The sequence below is a fragment of the Azohydromonas sp. genome, assembly GCF_035325925.1.
Lineage (GTDB): Bacteria > Pseudomonadota > Gammaproteobacteria > Burkholderiales > Burkholderiaceae_C > Calidifontimicrobium.
The window spans coordinates 33922-52583 of the sequence record NZ_DAOKZA010000025.1 but is presented as its reverse complement, the minus strand read 5'-3'; the positions used below and the strand labels follow the sequence as shown (position 1 = coordinate 52583).

14 protein-coding genes are annotated in these 18662 nt (G+C 72.7%); 4 read left to right on the top strand and 10 right to left on the bottom strand.

Annotated elements, in window-relative coordinates; translation table 11 throughout:
* The 7 genes from PKC53_RS11115 to rpoD all read right to left on the bottom strand — a co-directional run.
* Nucleotides 1–679, bottom strand: a 679-nt coding sequence (locus PKC53_RS11115; RefSeq protein ID WP_324428547.1) for an Hsp70 family protein, incomplete at its 3' end; no start/stop codon positions are given.
* A gap of 80 nt (nucleotides 680–759) precedes the next feature.
* Nucleotides 760–1284, bottom strand: coding sequence for a nucleotide exchange factor GrpE (grpE, locus tag PKC53_RS11110; protein ID WP_324428546.1), 525 nt, complete (start codon nucleotides 1282–1284; stop codon nucleotides 760–762).
* A gap of 112 nt (nucleotides 1285–1396) precedes the next feature.
* Entirely contained in the window at nucleotides 1397–1834 is a 438-nt protein-coding gene (locus tag PKC53_RS11105; protein WP_324428545.1) for an RNA-binding S4 domain-containing protein, read from the bottom strand.
* A 41-nt stretch (nucleotides 1835–1875) separates the two neighbouring features.
* The gene (hemH, locus tag PKC53_RS11100) at nucleotides 1876–2967 is read right to left on the bottom strand and encodes a ferrochelatase (RefSeq protein ID WP_324428544.1); all 1092 of its coding nucleotides are present in this window, start codon (nucleotides 2965–2967) and stop codon (nucleotides 1876–1878) included.
* A 74-nt stretch (nucleotides 2968–3041) separates the two neighbouring features.
* A complete protein-coding gene (locus PKC53_RS11095) occupies nucleotides 3042–6218 on the bottom strand; it encodes a PAS domain-containing protein (protein ID WP_324428543.1) in 3177 nt (1058 codons plus the stop codon).
* Entirely contained in the window at nucleotides 6215–7180 is a 966-nt protein-coding gene (locus PKC53_RS11090) for an adenylate/guanylate cyclase domain-containing protein (RefSeq protein WP_324428542.1), read from the bottom strand. Before PKC53_RS11090 ends, PKC53_RS11095 begins: the two co-directional genes overlap by 4 nt.
* A gap of 171 nt (nucleotides 7181–7351) precedes the next feature.
* Complete coding sequence (gene rpoD, locus PKC53_RS11085; RefSeq protein ID WP_324428541.1) at nucleotides 7352–9679, bottom strand: RNA polymerase sigma factor RpoD; 2328 nt, start codon at nucleotides 9677–9679, stop codon at nucleotides 7352–7354.
* Between the two features lie 408 nt (nucleotides 9680–10087).
* Here rpoD and dusA point away from each other — a divergent pair, with 408 nt between their 5' ends.
* The 3 genes from dusA to PKC53_RS11070 are packed head-to-tail and all read left to right on the top strand — an operon-like array spanning nucleotide 10088 to nucleotide 12853.
* The gene (gene dusA, locus PKC53_RS11080; RefSeq protein ID WP_324428540.1) at nucleotides 10088–11086 is read left to right on the top strand and encodes a tRNA dihydrouridine(20/20a) synthase DusA; all 999 of its coding nucleotides are present in this window, start codon (nucleotides 10088–10090) and stop codon (nucleotides 11084–11086) included.
* Complete coding sequence (gene mtnA, locus PKC53_RS11075; RefSeq protein WP_324428539.1) at nucleotides 11083–12192, top strand: S-methyl-5-thioribose-1-phosphate isomerase; 1110 nt, start codon at nucleotides 11083–11085, stop codon at nucleotides 12190–12192. The genes dusA and mtnA overlap by 4 nt, the downstream gene beginning before the upstream one ends.
* Nucleotides 12185–12853: a class II aldolase/adducin family protein gene (locus PKC53_RS11070; protein WP_324428538.1), complete on the top strand. Its 669-nt coding sequence runs from the start codon at nucleotides 12185–12187 to the stop codon at nucleotides 12851–12853. The genes mtnA and PKC53_RS11070 overlap by 8 nt, the downstream gene beginning before the upstream one ends.
* Here the strand turns inward: PKC53_RS11070 and PKC53_RS11065 are convergent.
* Nucleotides 12829–13776, bottom strand: coding sequence for a DMT family transporter (locus PKC53_RS11065; RefSeq protein WP_324428537.1), 948 nt, complete (start codon nucleotides 13774–13776; stop codon nucleotides 12829–12831). The two genes, PKC53_RS11070 and PKC53_RS11065, sit on opposite strands and share 25 nt — an antisense overlap.
* A gap of 147 nt (nucleotides 13777–13923) precedes the next feature.
* Between PKC53_RS11065 and PKC53_RS11060 the strand changes: the two genes are divergently transcribed.
* The gene (locus PKC53_RS11060) at nucleotides 13924–15732 is read left to right on the top strand and encodes a GGDEF domain-containing protein (protein ID WP_324428536.1); all 1809 of its coding nucleotides are present in this window, start codon (nucleotides 13924–13926) and stop codon (nucleotides 15730–15732) included.
* A 14-nt stretch (nucleotides 15733–15746) separates the two neighbouring features.
* Here PKC53_RS11060 and gabT read toward each other — a convergent pair whose 3' ends face one another.
* Both gabT and PKC53_RS11050 read right to left on the bottom strand, forming a co-directional pair.
* Nucleotides 15747–17015 (bottom strand): 4-aminobutyrate--2-oxoglutarate transaminase, encoded by a 1269-nt coding sequence (gabT, locus tag PKC53_RS11055; RefSeq protein WP_324428535.1) that lies wholly within the window; start codon nucleotides 17013–17015, stop codon nucleotides 15747–15749.
* A 141-nt stretch (nucleotides 17016–17156) separates the two neighbouring features.
* On the bottom strand, nucleotides 17157–18653 hold the full coding sequence (locus PKC53_RS11050; protein WP_324428534.1) for an aldehyde dehydrogenase: 1497 nt from the start codon (nucleotides 18651–18653) through the stop codon (nucleotides 17157–17159).
* Nucleotides 18654–18662 lie beyond the last annotated feature (9 nt).

Here is an 18662-nt window from a genome sequence, read left to right as displayed (position 1 = left end):
AGGTGTCGCCGTTGGTCGACAGCACCTCGAACTGCTTCTCGCCGTCGACGTCGGCGATCTCGATGATCGAGATGTCGAAGGTGCCGCCGCCCAGGTCGTAGACCGCGATCTTGCGGTCGCCCTTGCCGTGCTTGTCCAGGCCGAAGGCCAGCGCGGCCGCGGTGGGCTCGTTGATGATGCGCTTGACGTCCAGCCCGGCGATGCGCCCGGCGTCCTTGGTGGCCTGGCGCTGGCTGTCGTTGAAGTACGCCGGCACCGTGATCACGGCCTCGGTGACTTCCTCGCCGAGGTAGTCCTCGGCGGTCTTCTTCATCTTGCGCAGCACCTCGGCGCTGACCTGGGGCGGTGCGAGCTTCTTGCCGCGCACCTCGACCCAGGCGTCGCCGTTGTCGGCGGCGACGATCTTGAAGGGCATCAGGTCGATGTCCTTCTGCACCTCCTTCTCGGTGAACTTGCGCCCGATCAGGCGCTTGACCGCGTACAGCGTGTTCTTCGGGTTGGTCACCGCCTGGCGCTTCGCGCTGGCGCCGACCAGGATCTCACCGTCCTCCTGGTAGGCGACGATCGACGGCGTGGTGCGCGCGCCCTCGCTGTTCTCGATCACCTTGGTCGAGTTGCCTTCCATGATCGACACGCACGAGTTGGTCGTGCCGAGGTCGATGCCGATGATCTTTCCCATGGTTGTGACTCCTGGATGCGGGTTCGGGTTGTTGTCGAGTTGCGGCTCGGCGCGCGGCTTTCAAGCCCCGGCGCGGCGCGTCACGACCGGGCGGCGGCCACGGTGACCAGCGCCGGGCGCAGCACGCGATCGGCGAGAAGGTAGCCCTTCTGCAGCACCGCGACCACCGTGTTCGGCTCCTGCTCGGCGGGCACGACGCTGATCGCCTGGTGCTGGTGCGGGTCGAACCGGGTGCCCGCCGGCGGGTTCACCTCGACGACCTTGTTGCGCTCGAGCACCTGGGTCAGCTGGCGCAGCACCGCGTGCACGCCCTCGAGCACCTGCTCGGTGCTCGTGCCGGGGGTCGCGATGGCCGCCTCCAGGCTGTCGCGCACCGGCAGCAGGCTGTCGGCAAACCCCTCGAGCGCGTACCTGCGCGCCTTGGCGATCTCCTCCTCGGCGCGGCGGCGCGTGTTCTCGGCTTCGGCCTTGGCGCGCAGGTAGGCGTCGGCCATCTCCGCGTGCTTGGCCTCGAGTTCGGCCAGCCGGGCCTCGGTCGACGTCTCGGTGTCGGTCGTGGCGGTCGGTGCGACGTCGGCGGGGGTCGGATCGTTGTTCGAGTTCATCGGCAATCGGGTCGGGCAGGTCGGGAACAGGGTGGTTCAGCGTCGAAGTGGGGACCGCGGCAGGGAATTCAAGCCCTGCCACGGCGGCGGCAGGCGCACGGGCGGCTCGGCGTCACTGGTCGTCGATCGACACGCTCCAGCGCTGCCACGTCGCACTGGCACGCGTCAGCTCGCGCCGCTGCTGCTTCGTCGGGCGGCCGTGCACGATCGCCAGCGCCGGCTCGACGCCCTGGCGGCGCTGCTCGGCGGCGTGCTGTCGCGCCTGCACGCTGGCCGCCGTCTCCTCGTAAAGCGCCTGCGCCACCGCTGCCGGTCCGCGCACGTGGCTGAGCCCGCGCACGTACAGCTCGCGGCGCAGCGCGCCCTGCCGAAGTTCGATGCGGTCGCCGACGCGCAACTCGCGCGCCGGTTTGGCGACCGTCCCGTTGACGCTGACGCGCCCCTTGTCGATCTCGTCGGCGGCCAGACTGCGCGTCTTGTACAGCCGTGCCGCCCACAACCACTTGTCGAGGCGCACGCGCGCCGCACCGGAGCCGGGAGCTTCGTTCATCGGGGCGGGATTGTCGGCGAATCGGTGACGGCCCGGGGCACTCAATCGGCCGCGCCGAGCGCCAGCGCGCGCTCGCGCTGCGCCTGCAGCGCGGCGGCATCGGTTGGCGAGGTCGTGTCCCAGCCCTGCAGGTGCCGGATCGCCAGCGACGCCAGCGCGGCGATCCACTCGTGCCGGTCGTTCAGGCACGCGATGTAGTTGAACTCGCGCCCGCCGGCCGACAGGAACGCCGCCTTGGCCTCCTGCGCGATCTCCTCGAGCGTCTCGAGGCAGTCGGCGACGAAGCCCGGGCACATCACGTCGACGCGACCGACGCCCTGCGCCGCGAGCTGGCGCAGCGTCGGCTCGGTGTAGGGCTCGAGCCAGCGGGCCTTGCCGAAACGGCTCTGGAACGTCACCACCAGCTGGTCCGCCGGCAACCCCAGGCGTTCGCCGAGCAGCCGGGCGGTCTTGTGGCACTCGCAGTGGTACGGGTCGCCGAGCGTCAGCGAGCGGTACGGCACGCCGTGGAAGCTCAGCACCAGCCGGTCGGGGCGGCCGTGCGTCTGCCAGTGGTCGAGCACGCGGCGCGCCAGCGCGTCGACGTAGCCGGCGTCGTCGTGGAAGCGTTGCACGAAACGCAGCTCGGGCAGGGTGCGCGTGCGCCGCGCCCAGTCGCCGACCGCGTCGACGACGCTGGCGGTCGTCGCAGCGGCGTACTGCGGGTACATCGGCAGCACCAGCACGCGCGTCGCGCCCTCGGCCTTCAGTTGGTCGAGCACCTTCGGCAGCGACGGCTCGCCGTAGCGCATCGCGTGGCGTACCAGCACGCGGTGGCCGCGCTCGCCGAGGTAGCCGGCGAGCAGCTTGGCCTGCTTGTCGGTCCACACCGCCAGCGGCGAACCGTCGGGCGTCCAGATCGTCGCGTACTTGGCCGCCGACTTGGCCGGACGCACGCGCAGGATCACCCCGTGCAGGATCAGCCACCACCAGGGGTTCGGGATCTCGACGACGCGCGGGTCGGCGAGGAACTGGCCCAGGTAGCGGCGCAGCGCCGCGGCGGTCGGCGCCTCGGGTGTGCCCAGCGCGACCATCAGCACCGCGGTGCGCGGAGGCTGGCCGTGGCGGTACGCGGGTTCGGTGTGAAACCTCATCGCCGGCATTGTCGACGATCGCCTCTTCAGCGCCGTGACCCGCCGACGCCGGATCGCGCCACGGCGCCGTTCGCTCAGTCGACGCCGGTGCGCCGCGAGCGCAGCGCTTGCAGCTCGCCGAGCACCGCGTCGATGTCCAGCGGCTTGGTCCAGTAGCCGCGGAAGCCCGCGTCGAGCGCGCGCTGCACGTCCTCGGGCATCGCGTCGGCGGAGCACATGTACGCCGGCGCGTCGGCCAAATCGTCTCGCTCGCGCAGCGCACGCAGCACCTCGTGGCCGCTGGCGCCGGGCAGGTGCGCGTCGAGCACCAGCACGTCGGGGCGCCAATGCTCGACCAGCTCGAGCGCCTCGCGCCCGTCCTCGGCCACGCGCAGCTCGAAGCCTTCGTGGCGCCGCAGGGCCTCTTCGAACAGCAGGGCGTTGATGCGGTTGTCCTCGACGTACAGCAGGCGCAGCGGCAGCGATGCGTCCAGCACGATCGGCGTCGCCGACGCGGGCTCGCGCGGCGGCGGCGGCGCCGGGGCGACCGCCGCGGCGACCAGGCGGATCGTCACCCGGGTGCCGACGCCGGCGCGGCTGTGCAGGCCCAGCGTGCCGCCCATCTGCTCGACGAGACGGCGCGCGATCACCAGCCCGAGCCCGGTCCCCTCGATCGTCGAGGTGTCGCGCCCGAGCCGCTCGAACGGCTGGAACAGGCGCGCGAGCTGGTCGTCGGTCATCCCCGCGCCGGTGTCCTCGACGACCACGTCGACCGCGCCGTCGGCGTGGCCGGCGAAGCTCCAGCGCACCTGGCCGGCCGGGCGGTTGTACTTGATCGCGTTCGAACCGATGTTGAGCAGCACCTGGCGCAGGCGCTGCGCGTCGGCCAGCGCCGGGCGCGGCGCGTCGTCCGGCGGGGGCAGCTGGTGCACGGCGCGTGCGTCGGCCAGCGGGCGCAGCATCGCGATGCACTCGTCGACGAGTGCGCGCAGCGACAGCGGCTGCGGGTGCAGCGCCAGCTCGCCGGTCTCGGCGCGCTGCAGGTCGAGCACGTCGTTGACCAGCATCAGCAGATGGCGTCCGGCGTCGAGGATGTGGTCGACGTGGTCGATGCGCGTGCCCGAGCGCAGGCGCAGCAGCTGCGCGAAGCCGATGATCGCGTTCAGCGGCGTGCGCATCTCGTGGCTCATGCGCGACATGAACTCGCTCTTGCTGCGGTTGGCCATCTCCGCGACGATCTTCTCCTGCCGCGCCTGCTCGGCCTGCCGTCGCTCGCTGCGGTCGTGCAGCAGGCCGATCAGGTGCGTCGTGCGACCGTCGGCGTCGCGCGCGGCGACGATCGACAGCTCGTTGACGAAGCGGCTGCCGTCGCGGCGCACGCCGTCGACGACCAGCGTCGCGTCGCCGCGGCGGCGCAGCGCGTCTTCGAGCAGCGCGCGCGCCGGCGCGTCGGCAGCGGCGAAGAAGTCGAACGGCCGCCCGACGGCTTCGTCGCGGCTCCAGCCCGTGAGCTGCTCGAACGCGTTGTTGACGTAGGCGAGCACGACGCCGCCGTGGTGCGTGTCGGCGATGAGGATCGGCAGCGACGCCGGCGACTCGAACACGCGCTGCATCAGCAGCACGTCGCGTGCCAACGCGCGCATCTCGGTCAGATCGCGCGTCAGGTACAGCAACTCGCCGCCGGGCATCGGCGAGACGCGCGCCTCGAAGTGACGCGTCGCGCCGTCGCCCATCGTCAGCGCGTACTCGAAGCGCTGCACCCGCCCGAGCGTGCGCGCGCGCTGCATCGCCTGCTGCGCGACCTCGTTGACCGACGCCGGCAGCCCGTGTGCAAACGGGCGCCCTGCGAGTTCCTCGAACGGGCGCATCAGCGCCGGGTGGCGCGGCGAGCTGACGCGGCTGTAGCGGCCCTCGGCGTCGAGCACGAACCACAGGTCGGGCACCGCCGCGAGCACCGCGCTGAGCTGCGCGTCGGCGTCGTACTGGCGCCGCTGCAGCGCGGCCAGCGCGCGCTCGGTGTTCTTCTGCGCCGTGCGGTCGACCGACAGGTGCACGACGTGGCCGCCGGGCAGCCGCAGGTCGCTGACCAGGCCCCAGCCCTCGCGCCAGCGCAGCTCGCGCGGCGCCGGGTGTTCGCCCGCGAGTCCGAGCCGCCACTCGATGAACGCCTCCTCGCGGCCGACGGCGTCGGGGTAGTCGCCGGCATAGGCCAGGTGGCGCACCAGCGACGGCCAGGTCAGCGGCGCCGGCAGCTCGGCGCCGGCGACCTGCTCGTACCAGGCGGCGTTGGCGAGCACGATGCGCCCAAGGGCGTCGCTGACCGCGACGCCGGCCGGCAGCCCGTCGAGGGTCGCGTGCAGCAGCGCTTCCGCGCGCTGCGCCGCGAGCCGCGCGGCCAGCGCGTTGGTGACCACGCGGGCCGCACCCCGGTAACCGGCGAAACGCCCGGCGGCGTCGAACACCGGCGCACCCCCGAAGGCCACGACGACCCGGCCCTGCGCGGCCGGCGTGTCGCCGACCGCGTCGTCGAACGCACGCTGGTCGCGCCAGGCGGACTCGAACGCCAGCCAGCTCGCGCGCGACTCGTCGGCGCGCGGCGCGTGCACCTCGGCCAGCGGGCGGCCCAGCCACCGTTCGGGCGGCTGCCCGAGATGGCGCTCGACGTCGTCGGAGATCCAGCTCAGCCGCCCGTCGGCGTCGGTCTCCCACAGCCAGTCACAACCGGCCTGGCTCGCATCGTGCACGCGTTGCTGCTGCTGCACGCGGCGGCGCTCGCGCAGCCGCGCGTGCAGCAGCGTGCCGGCGGCGGTCGCGAGGTCGGCCAGGAGCTCAAGTGTCGATTCGTCCCAGTCCGTGGCGCCGGGACCGGCGACGCTCAGCGTGCCCACCGGCAGCCCCTCGACGCGCACCGGCACCCCGGCGTAGGTGTCGCCCGGCGTCGCGGGGCCGGCGCCGGCGCCGCGCAGCAGCAGCGCGGCGTCGGAGGCGACGACGCGCGCGCACGGGCTGGCCGCGCGCGGCGAAGTGGCCGACGGCGCGCCGTGCACCGCCATCGGCCACAGCAGCTGGGCGGTCACGAGGTTCAGCCTTGCGCTCGACGCACCGGCCAGCGTGGCGGCACTGCGCACCAGCGCGTCGATGGCCGGGTCGGGGCCGGTGTCCAGCACCGCCATCGCCTCGAGCAGGCGCAGGCGTGCGACTTCCTGGCGGTGCAGGGTGGTCGCCGGGCCCGACATCGGCGCGCGGGTCGCCGTCGTGGGCGGCGCGGTCATCGCGCCGGCGACGCGGCATCGGTCCGCGGCGTGCGCGCCATGCCGTGCCGCAGCACCTCGAAGCGCACGACGGCGGCGCTGAGGTCCTGCGGCGAGCTGCCCAGGCCGATCGAGCCGCTGCCGTGCAGCGCACAGGTGCCACGTCGCAGCGCCAGCACCTCGGCGTCGTCGCCGAAGCGCAGGTAGGTGCCGTTGAAGCTCAGGTCGGTGAGCTGGAACGCGCCGCCATGCCAGTCGATGCGTGCGTGCGAGCGCGACACGCGCGAGTCATCGACGCAGAAGTTGGCCTGCGGGCTGCGCCCCAGCACCACCGGCAGCTGGGCGACCCTGAACACGCGGTTCGCGTCGAGCCAGCTCAGCCGCAGCCCTTCGGGCTCGTCGGCCGGCGGCAGGTCGCCGAACTGCGTGACGGTGCCTTCGCCGGTGTGCGTGTTGTCGAGCAGGAACACCGGCACCGGCTCGGCGCGACCGCGCAGGTGGATGCGGTCGAGGCTTCGAAAGCGCGTTCGCGGCGCCATGCCGAGGCCGGCCACCACCTCTGCAGTCGCCAGCGTCTCGTTGTCGCCGGCGTGCTGCAGCAGGCGTGCCGCGATGTTGACCGCGTCGCCGTAGCAGTCGCCGGCCATCTCGACGACTTCGCCACGGGCCAGCCCCACCTGCAGGCGCAGTCCGCGCAGGCCCGACGACGCGCCACGCTCGCCGCCGCGCACCACCAGGCGCGCCAGCGCGTCGTGCATCTGTTCCGACGCGTCGAACGCATGCTGCGGGCGGTCGAACACCGCCATCAGTCCGTCGCCCAGCGTCTTGACGACGTGGCCGCCGTGCGCCTGCGCGCTGTCCGCGAGCGCGCCGACGGTGTGCGTGATCACCGAGGTGGCTTCGGCGTTGCCCAGCGTCTCGAACAACGCCGTACTGCCCCGCAGGTCGGCAAACAGCACGGTACGTTCGAGGATGCGCGTCATCTCGGGAGCCGAGTTTAACGGCGCCCGGTGTCGGGCCTGCCGCGGACTGCCGCTGCGCGCCCCCGAATCAGACGTCGGACGGAAGGCGCGCGCGGGCCGTCACCGGGGCGCAGGCCGCCCCCTGTCCCGGCAGCGACCACAAGCGCAGGTGACGGCCGCTTCCCTGGCCGATCAGAGATTGTCCAGGTAGGTGCGCAGCTTGTCCGAGCGGCTGGGGTGCTTGAGCTTGCGGATCGCCTTGGCCTCGATCTGGCGGATGCGCTCGCGCGTGACGTCGAACTGCTTGCCGACTTCCTCCAGGGTGTGGTCGGTGCTCATCTCGATGCCGAAGCGCATGCGCAGCACCTTGGCCTCGCGTGGCGTGAGCGAATCGAGCACCTCCTTGACGACGCCGTGCATCGACGCGTGCAGCGCGGCGTCGGCCGGCGCCAGCGTGGCGGTGTCCTCGATGAAGTCGCCCAGGTGCGAGTCGTCGTCGTCGCCGATCGGCGTCTCCATCGAGATCGGCTCCTTGGCGATCTTCATGATCTTGCGGATCTTGTCCTCGGGCATCTCCATCTTCTCGGCCAGGATGGCGGCGTCGGGCTCGAAGCCGAACTCCTGCAGGTGCTGGCGCGAGATGCGGTTCATCTTGTTGATCGTCTCGATCATGTGCACCGGGATGCGGATGGTGCGCGCCTGGTCGGCGATCGAGCGCGTGATCGCCTGGCGGATCCACCAGGTGGCGTAGGTCGAGAACTTGTAGCCGCGGCGGTATTCGAACTTGTCCACCGCCTTCATCAGGCCGATGTTGCCTTCCTGGATGAGGTCGAGGAACTGCAGGCCGCGGTTGGTGTACTTCTTGGCGATCGAGATCACCAGGCGCAGGTTGGCCTCGATCATCTCCTTCTTCGCGTCGCGCGAGGCCCTCTCGCCCTCGTTCATGCGCTTGTTGATCAGCTTCAGGTCGTCGAGAGGCACCACCGCCCTGGCCTGGATGTCGACCAGCTTCTGCTGCAGTTCCTGCACCGCGGGCAGGTTGCGCGCGAGGACGGGGCTGTAGGGCTTGCCCGCCGCGGCCTCCTTCTCGGCCCACTTCGGGTTCAGCGCGTTCGGCGGGAACGTCCGGATGAAGTGCTCCTGCGGCATGCCGCACTTGTCGACGACGATCTTGCGGATCTCGCGCTCGTAGCGGCGCACGTCGTCGACCTGCGAGCGCAGGATGTCGCACAGCTTCTCGATCGTCTTGACCGTGAAGCGGATCGTCATCAGGTCGTCGCTGATCGCGTGCTGCGCCTTGTTGTACGCCGCCGACTTGTAGCCTTCGCGCTCGTAGGCCTTGCGCATCTTGTCGAAGTGCAGGCGCAGCCCGGCGAACTTCTCCAGCGCCTGGCTCTTCAGCTCCTCGAGCTTCTTCGTCAGTGCCTTGGAGCCGCCGTTGCCGTCGTCGTCGTCCTCCTCGTCGAACTCGTCGAAGTCCTCCTCGGCGACGTAGTCGTCGGCCTCGTCGTCGCTGACGAACCCGTCGACGACGTCTGAGATCTGCATCTCGCCGGCCTCGATGCGGTCGGCCATCGCCAGGATCTCGGCGATCGTGGTCGGGCTGGCGCTGATCGCGTACATCATCGCCTGCAGGCCGCCCTCGATGCGCTTGGCGATCTCGATCTCGCCCTCGCGCGTGAGCAGCTCGACGGTGCCCATCTCGCGCATGTACATGCGCACCGGGTCGGTGGTGCGGCCGAACTCGCTGTCGACCGTCGACAGTGCGGCCTCGGCGGCCTCCTCGGCTTCCTCCTCGGTCGCGGTGGCGCTCGAGCCGCCCGCGATCAGCAGCGTCGCCGCGTCGGGCGCCTGCTCGTACACCGCGATGCCCATGTCGTTAAGCATCGAGACGATGGCCTCGAGGATCTCGTTGTCGACGAGCTTCTCGGGCAGGTGGTCGCTGATCTCCTGGTGCGTCAGGAAGCCGCGCGTCTTGCCCATCTTGATGAGCGTCTTCAGCTCCTGGCGGCGCTTGGCGACCTCTTCCTCGGTCAGCTGCGTCTCGTCGAGGCCGAACTCGCGCATCAGCGCGCGCTCCTTGGCGCGGCTGACCTTCATGCGCAGAGGCTTGGCCTTCTCGGCCTTGTCGGACTCCTCGGCGACCTGCACCTCCGCATCGGCGTCGGCGTCGATCTCGGCGTCGACGTCGGTGAACTCCTCCTCGGCCAGCTCGACCTTCTTGCCCTTGACTGCCTTCGTCTCGTCGGACTTGCCCTTGCCGCGCGCGGGCTTGGGCGGCTCGACGGCGGTCCCGGCGCGCGACTTCGCGTCGGCCTTGGGTGCGGCCTTCGCCTTGGGCGCGACCTTCGTGTCGGCGCCGGCCACCTTGGCGGCGGCCCTGGGAGGCGGCGGTACCTTGGCGGCGGCCTTCGCCGTCGCCTTCGGGGCGGGCTTGCGCTCGTCGACCTTCGCGGGCGCCTTCGGGACGCTCGCGGCCTTGGCGTTCTTCGCGGCGGGGGCAGGTTTCTTCGCGGTCATGCAATTCCTCGGGTGCTGGGGTCGGGGACGGCCCGGACGGGGGCCCGGCCACGACGGCGCACGACGAAGCCGCCCCGACCGCTGCGGTGCGGGGCAGGCGCCGTCGTCCGACTCATGTCAGATGGGGGCATGCGTCGGGCAGGCAAGATCGCGTGGACATCCTGAGGGGCAGCCCTTGCGGGGAGGTTGGCCATCGATGGAACCCGTGACGCGGGTGGCCGGGGCCGGAGGTGCTGCTGTCACTCTTGCCGCTGCAACGAACTCGCAATTATCTTCGAGAAGCTGCCGAGCGTCAAAGCAGCGTCGGGCCGCCGACACCGTGCACGAGGGGCGATGCCCTGCGTTGACCGACAATCGCGGCCGAAGATGACCGTCGAACCCGATCGCGACGCGCCCCGCGGGTCCCCCGTGCCGGTCGGCCCGACCCCGGGCTGGCGCCTGTGCGTCGCGCCGATGCTCGACTGGACCGACCGGCACTGCCGCTACTTCCACCGGCTGCTGACTCGGCACACCAGGCTGTACACCGAGATGGTCACCACCGGCGCGCTGCTGCGCGGCGACGCGGCTCGTCACCTGGCGTTCAACGACGAGGAGCACCCGGTGGCGCTGCAGCTCGGCGGCAGCGAGCCCGACGAACTGGCCGCCTGCGCACGGCTGGCGCAGCGCTGGGGCTACGACGAGGTCAACCTGAACTGCGGCTGCCCGAGCGAGCGCGTCCAGCGCGGTGCGTTCGGCGCCTGCCTGATGGCCGAACCGTCGCTGGTGGCCGACGCGGTGCGCGCGATGCGCGACGCGACCGACCTGCCGGTGACCGTCAAGCACCGCATCGGCATCGGCCGCGACGAGAGCTACGGTTTCGTGCGCGACTTCGTCGGCGCGATCGCCGACGCCGGCTGCGAGGTGTTCATCGTGCACGCGCGCAACGCCTGGCTCCAGGGCCTGAGCCCGAAGGAGAACCGCGAGATCCCGCCGCTGCGCTACGAGATCGTCGGACGGCTGGCCGCCGACTTCCCGGCGCTGCGCTTCGTCGTCAACGGTGGTGTGACCGACGACGCGCAACTCGACGCGCACCTGCGGCGCTTCGGCGGCGCGATGGTCGGTCGCGAGGCCTACCACCGGCCCTGGTGGCTCGCCGACTGGGACGTGCGCCACCTCGGCGCCGTCGCGTCGCCGGCGACCGACCGCGACGCGATCGAGCGGCACATGGTGGTGTACATGGCGCGCCAGGCGGCGCAGGGCGTGCCGTGGCCGCACGTCGCGCGCCACATGCTCGGTTTGATGAACGGCCGCCCCGGCGCTCGGCGCTGGCGGCAGGTCTGGAGCGACCACCGCCTGCGCGACGATCCGCCCGAGGTGGTGTGGCGCCGCGCACGCGAGATGCTGCAACCGGCCGCGGCGCTGGCATGAAGGTCGACGGCACGCACCGGCGCAGCCTGTGGCCGGCCGACGGCCGCGACGCCCTGTTCGTGATCGACCAGCGGCGCCTGCCGCACGAATGCGTCGTCGCGCGGCTCGAAGACTTGGCCGCGGTCGACGCGGCGATCTGCCAGATGACTGTGCGTGGCGCGCCGCTGATCGGCGCGACCGCGGCCTACGGCGTGGCGCTGCAGATGAATGCCGACGCCGGCGACGCGGCGCTCGATCTGGCGCTGCAGCGGCTCGCGGCGACGCGGCCGACCGCGGTGAACCTGCGCTGGGCGCTCGAGCGCCAGGCCGCGCGCCTGCGCCCGCTGGCACCGGCGGTGCGGGCGGACGCGGCGTGGGACGAGGCCGACGCGATCGCCGACGCCGACGTCGCCGTCAATCGCGCGCTCGGCGCGCACGGCCTGGCACTGCTGCGCACGCTGCAGCGGCAGCACGCCGGGCGGCGGCTGAACCTGCTGACGCACTGCAACGCCGGCTGGCTGGCCACCGTCGACTGGGGCACCGCGCTGGCGCCGGTGTACCTGGCGCAAGCCGCCGGGCTGGACTTGCACCTGTGGGTCGACGAGACGCGCCCGCGCAACCAGGGCGCGAGCCTGACGGCGTGGGAGCTGGGCCAGCAGGGCGTCGCGCACACGCTGGTGGCCGACAACGCCGGCGGGCACCTGATGCAGCGCGGTCTGGTCGATGCCGTGATCGTCGGCTGCGACCGCGTCAGCGCGCGCGGCGACGTCGCCAACAAGATCGGCACCTACCTGAAGGCGCTGGCGGCGCGCGACAACGGCGTGCCGTTCTGGGTCGCGATGCCGCTGTCGACGCTCGACCGCCGCGTCAGCGACGGGCTGCGCGACATCCCGATCGAGCAGCGTGACGCGCGCGAGGTCACCCACCTCGGCGGGCGCGGCGCCGACGGCGTCGTGGTCGAGGTGCAGCTCGCGCCCGACGGCACCTCGGCGCTGAACCCGGCGTTCGACGTCACGCCGGCGCGGCTGGTCGACGCGCTGATCACCGAGCGCGGCGTAGTGCCGGCCACCGCCGAGGCCATCGCCGCGCTGACGAGGGCTGCCCCGGGCCCGGCCGACGATGGTTGAGGACGCGGCCGATGCCGACCCGCGCGCGGCGGTCGTCGCCGCCGTGCGGCGCCTCGACGCGCTCGGGCTGAACCGCGGCAGCACCGGCAACGTCAGCGTGCGCGCACCGCGCGACGGCGTCGGCGGGTGCTGGATCACGCCCACCGGCGCCGCGGCGCAGGGGCTTGGCGCCGACGACCTGGTGTGGGTCGGCGACGACGGCCGCGTCGACGGGCGCTGGCAGCCGTCGTCGGAAACGCCGATGCACCTCGCGGTCTACGCGGCGCGCGCCGACCTGCACGCCGTCGTGCACGTGCACGCGGTGCACGCCACGGCGCTGGCCTGCCTGCGCCGGCCGCTGCCGGCCTTCCACTACATGGTCGCCGTCGCCGGTGGCGACGACGTGCCCTGCGTGCCGTACCACCTGTTCGGCAGCGAGGCGCTGTCGCAGGCGGTGGCCGCGGCGTTCGCCCGGCGCCACGCGGCGCTGCTGGCGCATCACGGGCTGGTCGCGGGCGGGCGCTCGCTCGAGCAGGCGATGACGGTCACGGTCGAGGTCGAGGCGCTGTGCCGGACCTACCTCGCGGCACTCGCCGTCGGCGAGCCGGCGCTGCTCGACGCGGCGCAGATGGCCGCGGTGATCGAACGCTTCACCGGCTACGGCCGCACCGCGCGGCGCTGAGCGATGGCGGCGGCGCGTGCCGGCCAGGTGGCCAGCAGCACGCCGGCCAGCGCCAGCGCGAACGCGGCGAGGTGGGCGGCACCGAACGGTTCGCCGAGCACGGCGATGCCCACCAGCGCCGCGCCGACCGGCAGCATCACCGTGAACACGCCGGCGTGCGACGCCGGCACGTCGCGCAGCCCGCGCATCCACAGCCACACGGTGACCATGCTCGCCGCCAGCGCGTAGAAGACCAGCAGGGCCCAGGTGGGTGCGCAGACTGCACCGAAGTCGAACCCGCGCGCCTGCCACAGTCCGAGCGGCGTCACCAGCGCCAGCCCCCAGAGGTTGATCAGCGCACTGACGCGCCGTGGCGACACCCGCGCGCTCAGCCGCTTGCCGATCACCACGTAAGAAGCCTCGCAGACCACGGCGGCCAGCAGCAGCGCGTAGCCCCACCAGGGGCCACCCGGCGCGCTCGCGCCCGGCTCGTCGCGCGCCAGCGCGAGCAGCGCGATGCCCGAGGCCGCGCAGCCGATGCCGACCGCCACGCGCGGCGCGATGCACTCGCCCAGGAAGGCGCGCGACAGCAGCGCCACGGCTGCCGGGATCGCCGCCATCACGACCCCGGCGGCCACCGCCGACGTGTGCAGCACACCGTACAGCATGCACACCGAGAACAGGAAGTTGCCGAGGAAACTCTGCCAGAACAACAGCGCGCGGTCGTGCGCCGACAGCGGCGGCTCGTGCGGGGCGCGGCGAACCCAGTGCGCCATCGCCAGCGCGGCGATGCCGAAGCGCAGCCACGCGAGCAGGAACACCGGCAAGGCGGCCAGCAACAGCTTTGACAGCCCGACGTAGCTGCCGACCAGCGCCATGCTCGCCGCCAGGCTGAGGTAGGCGAGCCAGGGCAGGGGATGCGTTCCAGACGTCGGGCCGGGCATCGCGTGGGCGGGGTCGGAATGGGCGCGGACGGTGCGCCGGCCATGGCGGTGCGGCGCCGCGCGGATGATGCCCGAGCGCCGCCAGGCAGCGACGGCGCCGCGCCGCTGCATTTGACGCCGCGCCCGGTGGCTGCCGAGAATGCCCCGATGAAACCCGCCGCCCCTGCCAGCGCCGACCCGTCACCCGGATGGCGGCAGGCGCAACGCGCCTGGCGCATCCAGTTCACCGACTCGGCAGGGTCGCTGGCCGGTGCCGAACGCGTGCTGGCCCGCGCCGACGCGTGCGCCGCGGCGAAGGCCTGGGCGAGGCTCGCGCGTGCCTACCACCGCATGCGCTACGCGACGCCGGCCGACGCGGTGTCCGAGTTCGCACTCGCCCGGCAGGCCTTCGTCGCGTCGCGCGACCGCCGTGGGCAGATCCTGGCCACCGTCGGGCACGGGCGCTGCCTGTGGATGCAGGGACGCTTCGACGACGCGCTCGCACGCGTGCTGCCGCTGCGCGACGAGGCGCTGCAGTGCCTGCCGCCGGCGGAGCGTGCGCTGGTGCTCAACGCGCTGGCGGGCTGCTACTCGGCGCTCGGACAACCGGCCCTGGCCTTCGGTTACATGTACCAGGGGCTGCGCGAGGGGCGCGGCGGGCGCGGCCTGGGTTTCGACGCGGTCCTGCACTGCAACATCGCGCACGAGTTGCTGCTGCTCGGCGACGTCGACGAGGCGCTGCGCCACGTCGATGAGGGGCTGCGACGCTGCGCGACGCTGCGCAACCCGAAACTCGACAGCGTGCTGCGCGTCAACCGCATCGCCGCGCTGACCGACCTCGGGCGCGCGCACGACTCGTTGCCCGACGTCGAGCGCCTGAGCGCCGTGCGCCTCGACGCCGAGGGCCACGACTGCGACGCCGGATTCGAGACGATGGCCATCGCGGCGTTGCGCGCCGGCCGCACCGCGCTCGGCATCGAGCTGGTCGAGCGCGCCGAGCGCGCCGACCCCGATCCGGGGCTGCCGGACGTGCGCGTCGAACGCGCGGTGGCGCAGGCCGAGGCCCTGCGCGCCCGCGGCCGCACCGCCGAGGCGCTGACGCTGATGGAGCGCCAGCTGCCGCTGACCACCGACGGCGTGGGCGCGCGCGAGCGCTGCAACGCGCTGCACCTGCTCGCCGACCTCGCCGAGTCGCTCGGCCACAGTGCGCGTGCGCTGCGCTGGCTGCGCGCCTGGCAGCAGGCCCAGCTCGCGCGTGCGCAGATGGCTTCGCGGGCGCGCCAGCAGGCCGCCGCGCTGCACACCGAGCTGTTGCGGGTACAGCGCGAGCGCGACGAAGCCGAGGCGCGGCGGCGCGCCAGCGAGCGCGCGCAGCACGCGCTGGCCGCGCTGAACGCGCAGCTCGCGCAGCGCGTCGCGCAGGTGCAGGCGTTGCAGAGCGAGCTCGAGCAGCAGGCCGTGCGCGACGTGCTGACCGGGCTGTACAACCGGCGCCACCTCAACGAGGTGCTGCCGGCGATGTTCGCGCTGGCGCGCCGCGACGGGCAGCCGCTGGCCGCCGTCGTCATCGACCTCGATCACTTCAAGCGCGTCAACGACGAGCACGGTCACCTCGCCGGCGACGAGCTGCTGGCCGCGTTCGGTCGCCTGCTCGCGGCACAGTTGCGGCGCAGCGACGTCGCCTGCCGCTACGGCGGCGAGGAGTTCTGCCTGCTCCTGCCGCGCACCAGCGCGACGGCGGCGCGGCGCAAGGTCGCGGCGCTGCTGCGCCAGTGGCGTGCGATGCGCTTCGAGTTCGACGGCGCGGCGCTGCAGGGGTTGACCTTCTCGGCCGGCGTCGCCGACAGCAGCGACGCCGCGCAGCGGCTGCCGCTGCACCTATTGCGCGCGGCCGACCTGGCGGTGCTCGCCGCCAAGCGCGGCGGCCGGGCACGCGTGCTCGGCGACACGGTCGCGGCCACGGCGAGCACGCCGTGACGCTCGCGCCGCGCTCAGGCCGCGCGCAGCGCGTCGCGCAGGATCGCCAGCGCCTCGTCGAACACCGCCTCGGGCACGGTCAGCGGGAACAGGAAGCGAACCACGTTGGCGTCGACGCCGCAGGTCAGCAGGATCAGCCCGCGCTGCAGCGCTTGTGCCTGGACGCACCTCGTGAACTCGGCGTCGGGCGCACCGTCGGGCCGCCGGAGCTCGACCGCGACCATGCCGCCGAGCCCGCGCACGTCGGCGATCTGCGGCACCTCGGCGCGCGCCGCGTCGAGCTCGGCGCGCAGCCGTTCGCCCAGCCTGGCGCCGCGCTCGGGCAGGCGTTCGTCGGCCATCACGTCGATCACCGCGTGCGCCGCCGCCACGGCGAGCGGGTTGCCGGCGTAGGTGCCCCCCAGCCCGCCGGCGGCGGGTGCGTCCATGATCTCGGCGCGGCCGGTGACCGCCGACAGCGGCAAGCCGGCGGCCAGCGACTTGGCGATCGTCATCAGGTCGGGCGCCACGCCGTAGTGCTCCATCGCGAACATCCTGCCGGTGCGCCCGAAGCCGGTCTGCACCTCGTCGGCGATCAGCACGATGCCGTGTTCGTCGCACAGCTCGCGCAGCCACGCCACCGCCTCGGGCCGGATCACGTTGAAGCCGCCTTCGCCCTGCACCGGCTCGAACACGATCGCCGCGACGCGGCCAGGTTCGATGTCGGCCTTGAACAGGTGGTGCACGGCCTTGCGGGTGTCCTCGAGGCTCGCACCGTGGCAAGGAAACGGCGCGTGATAGATCTCGGGCGGGAACGGGCCGAAACCCGCCTTGTACGGCTGCACCTTGCCGGTGAGTGACACCGCGAACAGGCTGCGGCCGTGGAACGCGCCGCCGAAGGCGATGACGCCGCTGCGCCGGGTGTGGGCGCGGGCGATCTTGACCGCGTTCTCGACGGCCTCTGCGCCGGTCGAGAAGAACGCGGTCTTCTTCGCGTGCGTGCCGGGCGTCAGCCGGTTGAGCTTCTCGGCGAGCGACACGTAGCCCTCGTAGGGCACGACCTGGTAGCACGTGTGGCTGAAACGCTCGAGCTGCGCCTGGATCGCGGCCAGCACCTTCGGGTGGCCGTGGCCGACGTTCATCACCGCGATGCCGCCCGCGAAGTCGATGTAGCGCCGGCCTTCGACGTCCCACAGCTCGGCGCCCTGCGCGCGCTCGGCGAAGAACGCGCCCATCACGCCGACGCCGCGCGGCGTCGCCGCGGCCTTGCGCGCCATCAGCTGTTCGTTGCGCGAGTGGTTCATCGTGATCTCCTTCGTGGTGGGTCGTCGCGCGTCGCGTCGCGGCGCAGCGAGCCCGTCAAGCGGCCGCCGCGCACCCGGCTTCGCCAGTGCGCTGGCGGCACCCCCGGCAGAGGGAAGCGCCGCAGGCGCTTCGGGGGTGGTTCAAGCCTCGATGCGCAGCCACGTCGTCTTCAGCTCGGTGTACTTGTCGAACGCGTGCAGGCTCTTGTCGCGGCCGTTGCCGCTTTGCTTGTAGCCGCCGAACGGCACGGTGATGTCGTCGTCGTCGTACTGGTTGACGTGCACCGTGCCGGCGCGCAGCGCACGGGCGACGCGGTGCGCGCGGTTGACGTTGTCGCTCCACACGCTGGCCTGCAGCCCGTAGGGGCTGTCGTTGGCGATCGCCACCGCCTCGGCCTCGGTCGAGAAACGCAGCACGCTCATCACCGGGCCGAAGATCTCCTCGCGCGCGATCTTCATCGTGTTGGCCACACCGTCGAAGACGGTCGGCTCGACGTAGAAGCCGCCGGTCTCGGCGCGCACCCGGCGGCCACCGACAACGCAGCGCGCGCCTTCGCCGACGCCGGCGTCGATGTAGCCCATCACGGTGGCCAGCTGCGCCGCGTCGACGAGCGCGCCCATCACGGTGGCGGGGTCGAGCGGGTCGGCCGGGCGGTGGCGCGGTGCCTGCGCGGCGACGATCTCGACGAAGCGGTCGGCGACGGCCTCGTGCACCAGCACGCGCGACGGCGCATTGCAGCTCTCGCCCTGATTGAAGAACATGCTGCCGGCGACCGTCTTCGCGGCGCGCTCGAGGTCGGCGAAGTCGTCGAACACGACAAAGGCGCTCTTGCCGCCGAGCTCGTTGTACACGCGCTTGAGGTTGCTGCGGCTCGCGTACTCGAGCATGCGCCGGCCGGTGCGCGTGCTGCCGGTGAAACCGATCGCGTCGACGTCCATGTGCAGCGCCAGCGCCTCACCGGCCTCGTGGCCGAAGCCGGGCACGACGTTGAAGACCCCCGGCGGCAGCCCGGCCTCGAGCGCGAGCTCGGCCAGGCGCAGCGCGGTGAACGGGCTCTTCTCGCTGGGCTTGAGCACCACCGAGTTACCGGCGGCCAGCGCGGGGCCGAGCTTCCACGCGGCCATGATCATCGGGTAGTTCCACGGCACGATCGCGCCGATCACCCCCATCGGCTCGCGCGTGATCAGCGCCAGCGCCTGGCGCCCGGTCGGCGCGACCTCGTCGTAGACCTTGTCGACCGCCTCGGCGTACCAGGTGATGCAGCGCGCGGTGGCCGGCACGTCGACCGCGAGCGCGTACTGGATCGGCTTGCCCATGTCCAGCGTCTCGAGCAGCGCGAGCTCGTCCTTCGCGGCCAGGATCAGGTCGGCGAAGCGCTGCAGCACCTTCTTGCGCGCCGCCGGCGGGCGACCGCACCAGCGCGCGTCGTCGAACGCGGCGCGCGCGGCGCGCACCGCGGTGTCCACGTCGGTGGAGTCCCCGCGGGCCACCGGCCCCAACCGCCGGCCGTCGATCGGGGAGTGCTTGTCGAAGGTGCGCGCGTCCGCGGCGTCGCGGCGACGCCCATCGACGAAGGCGCGCCCGTCGGGGCGAAGCCCGGCGGCGCGGGCGTGCCAGTCGGTCGCTGCGGTGCTCATCGGTTGCTC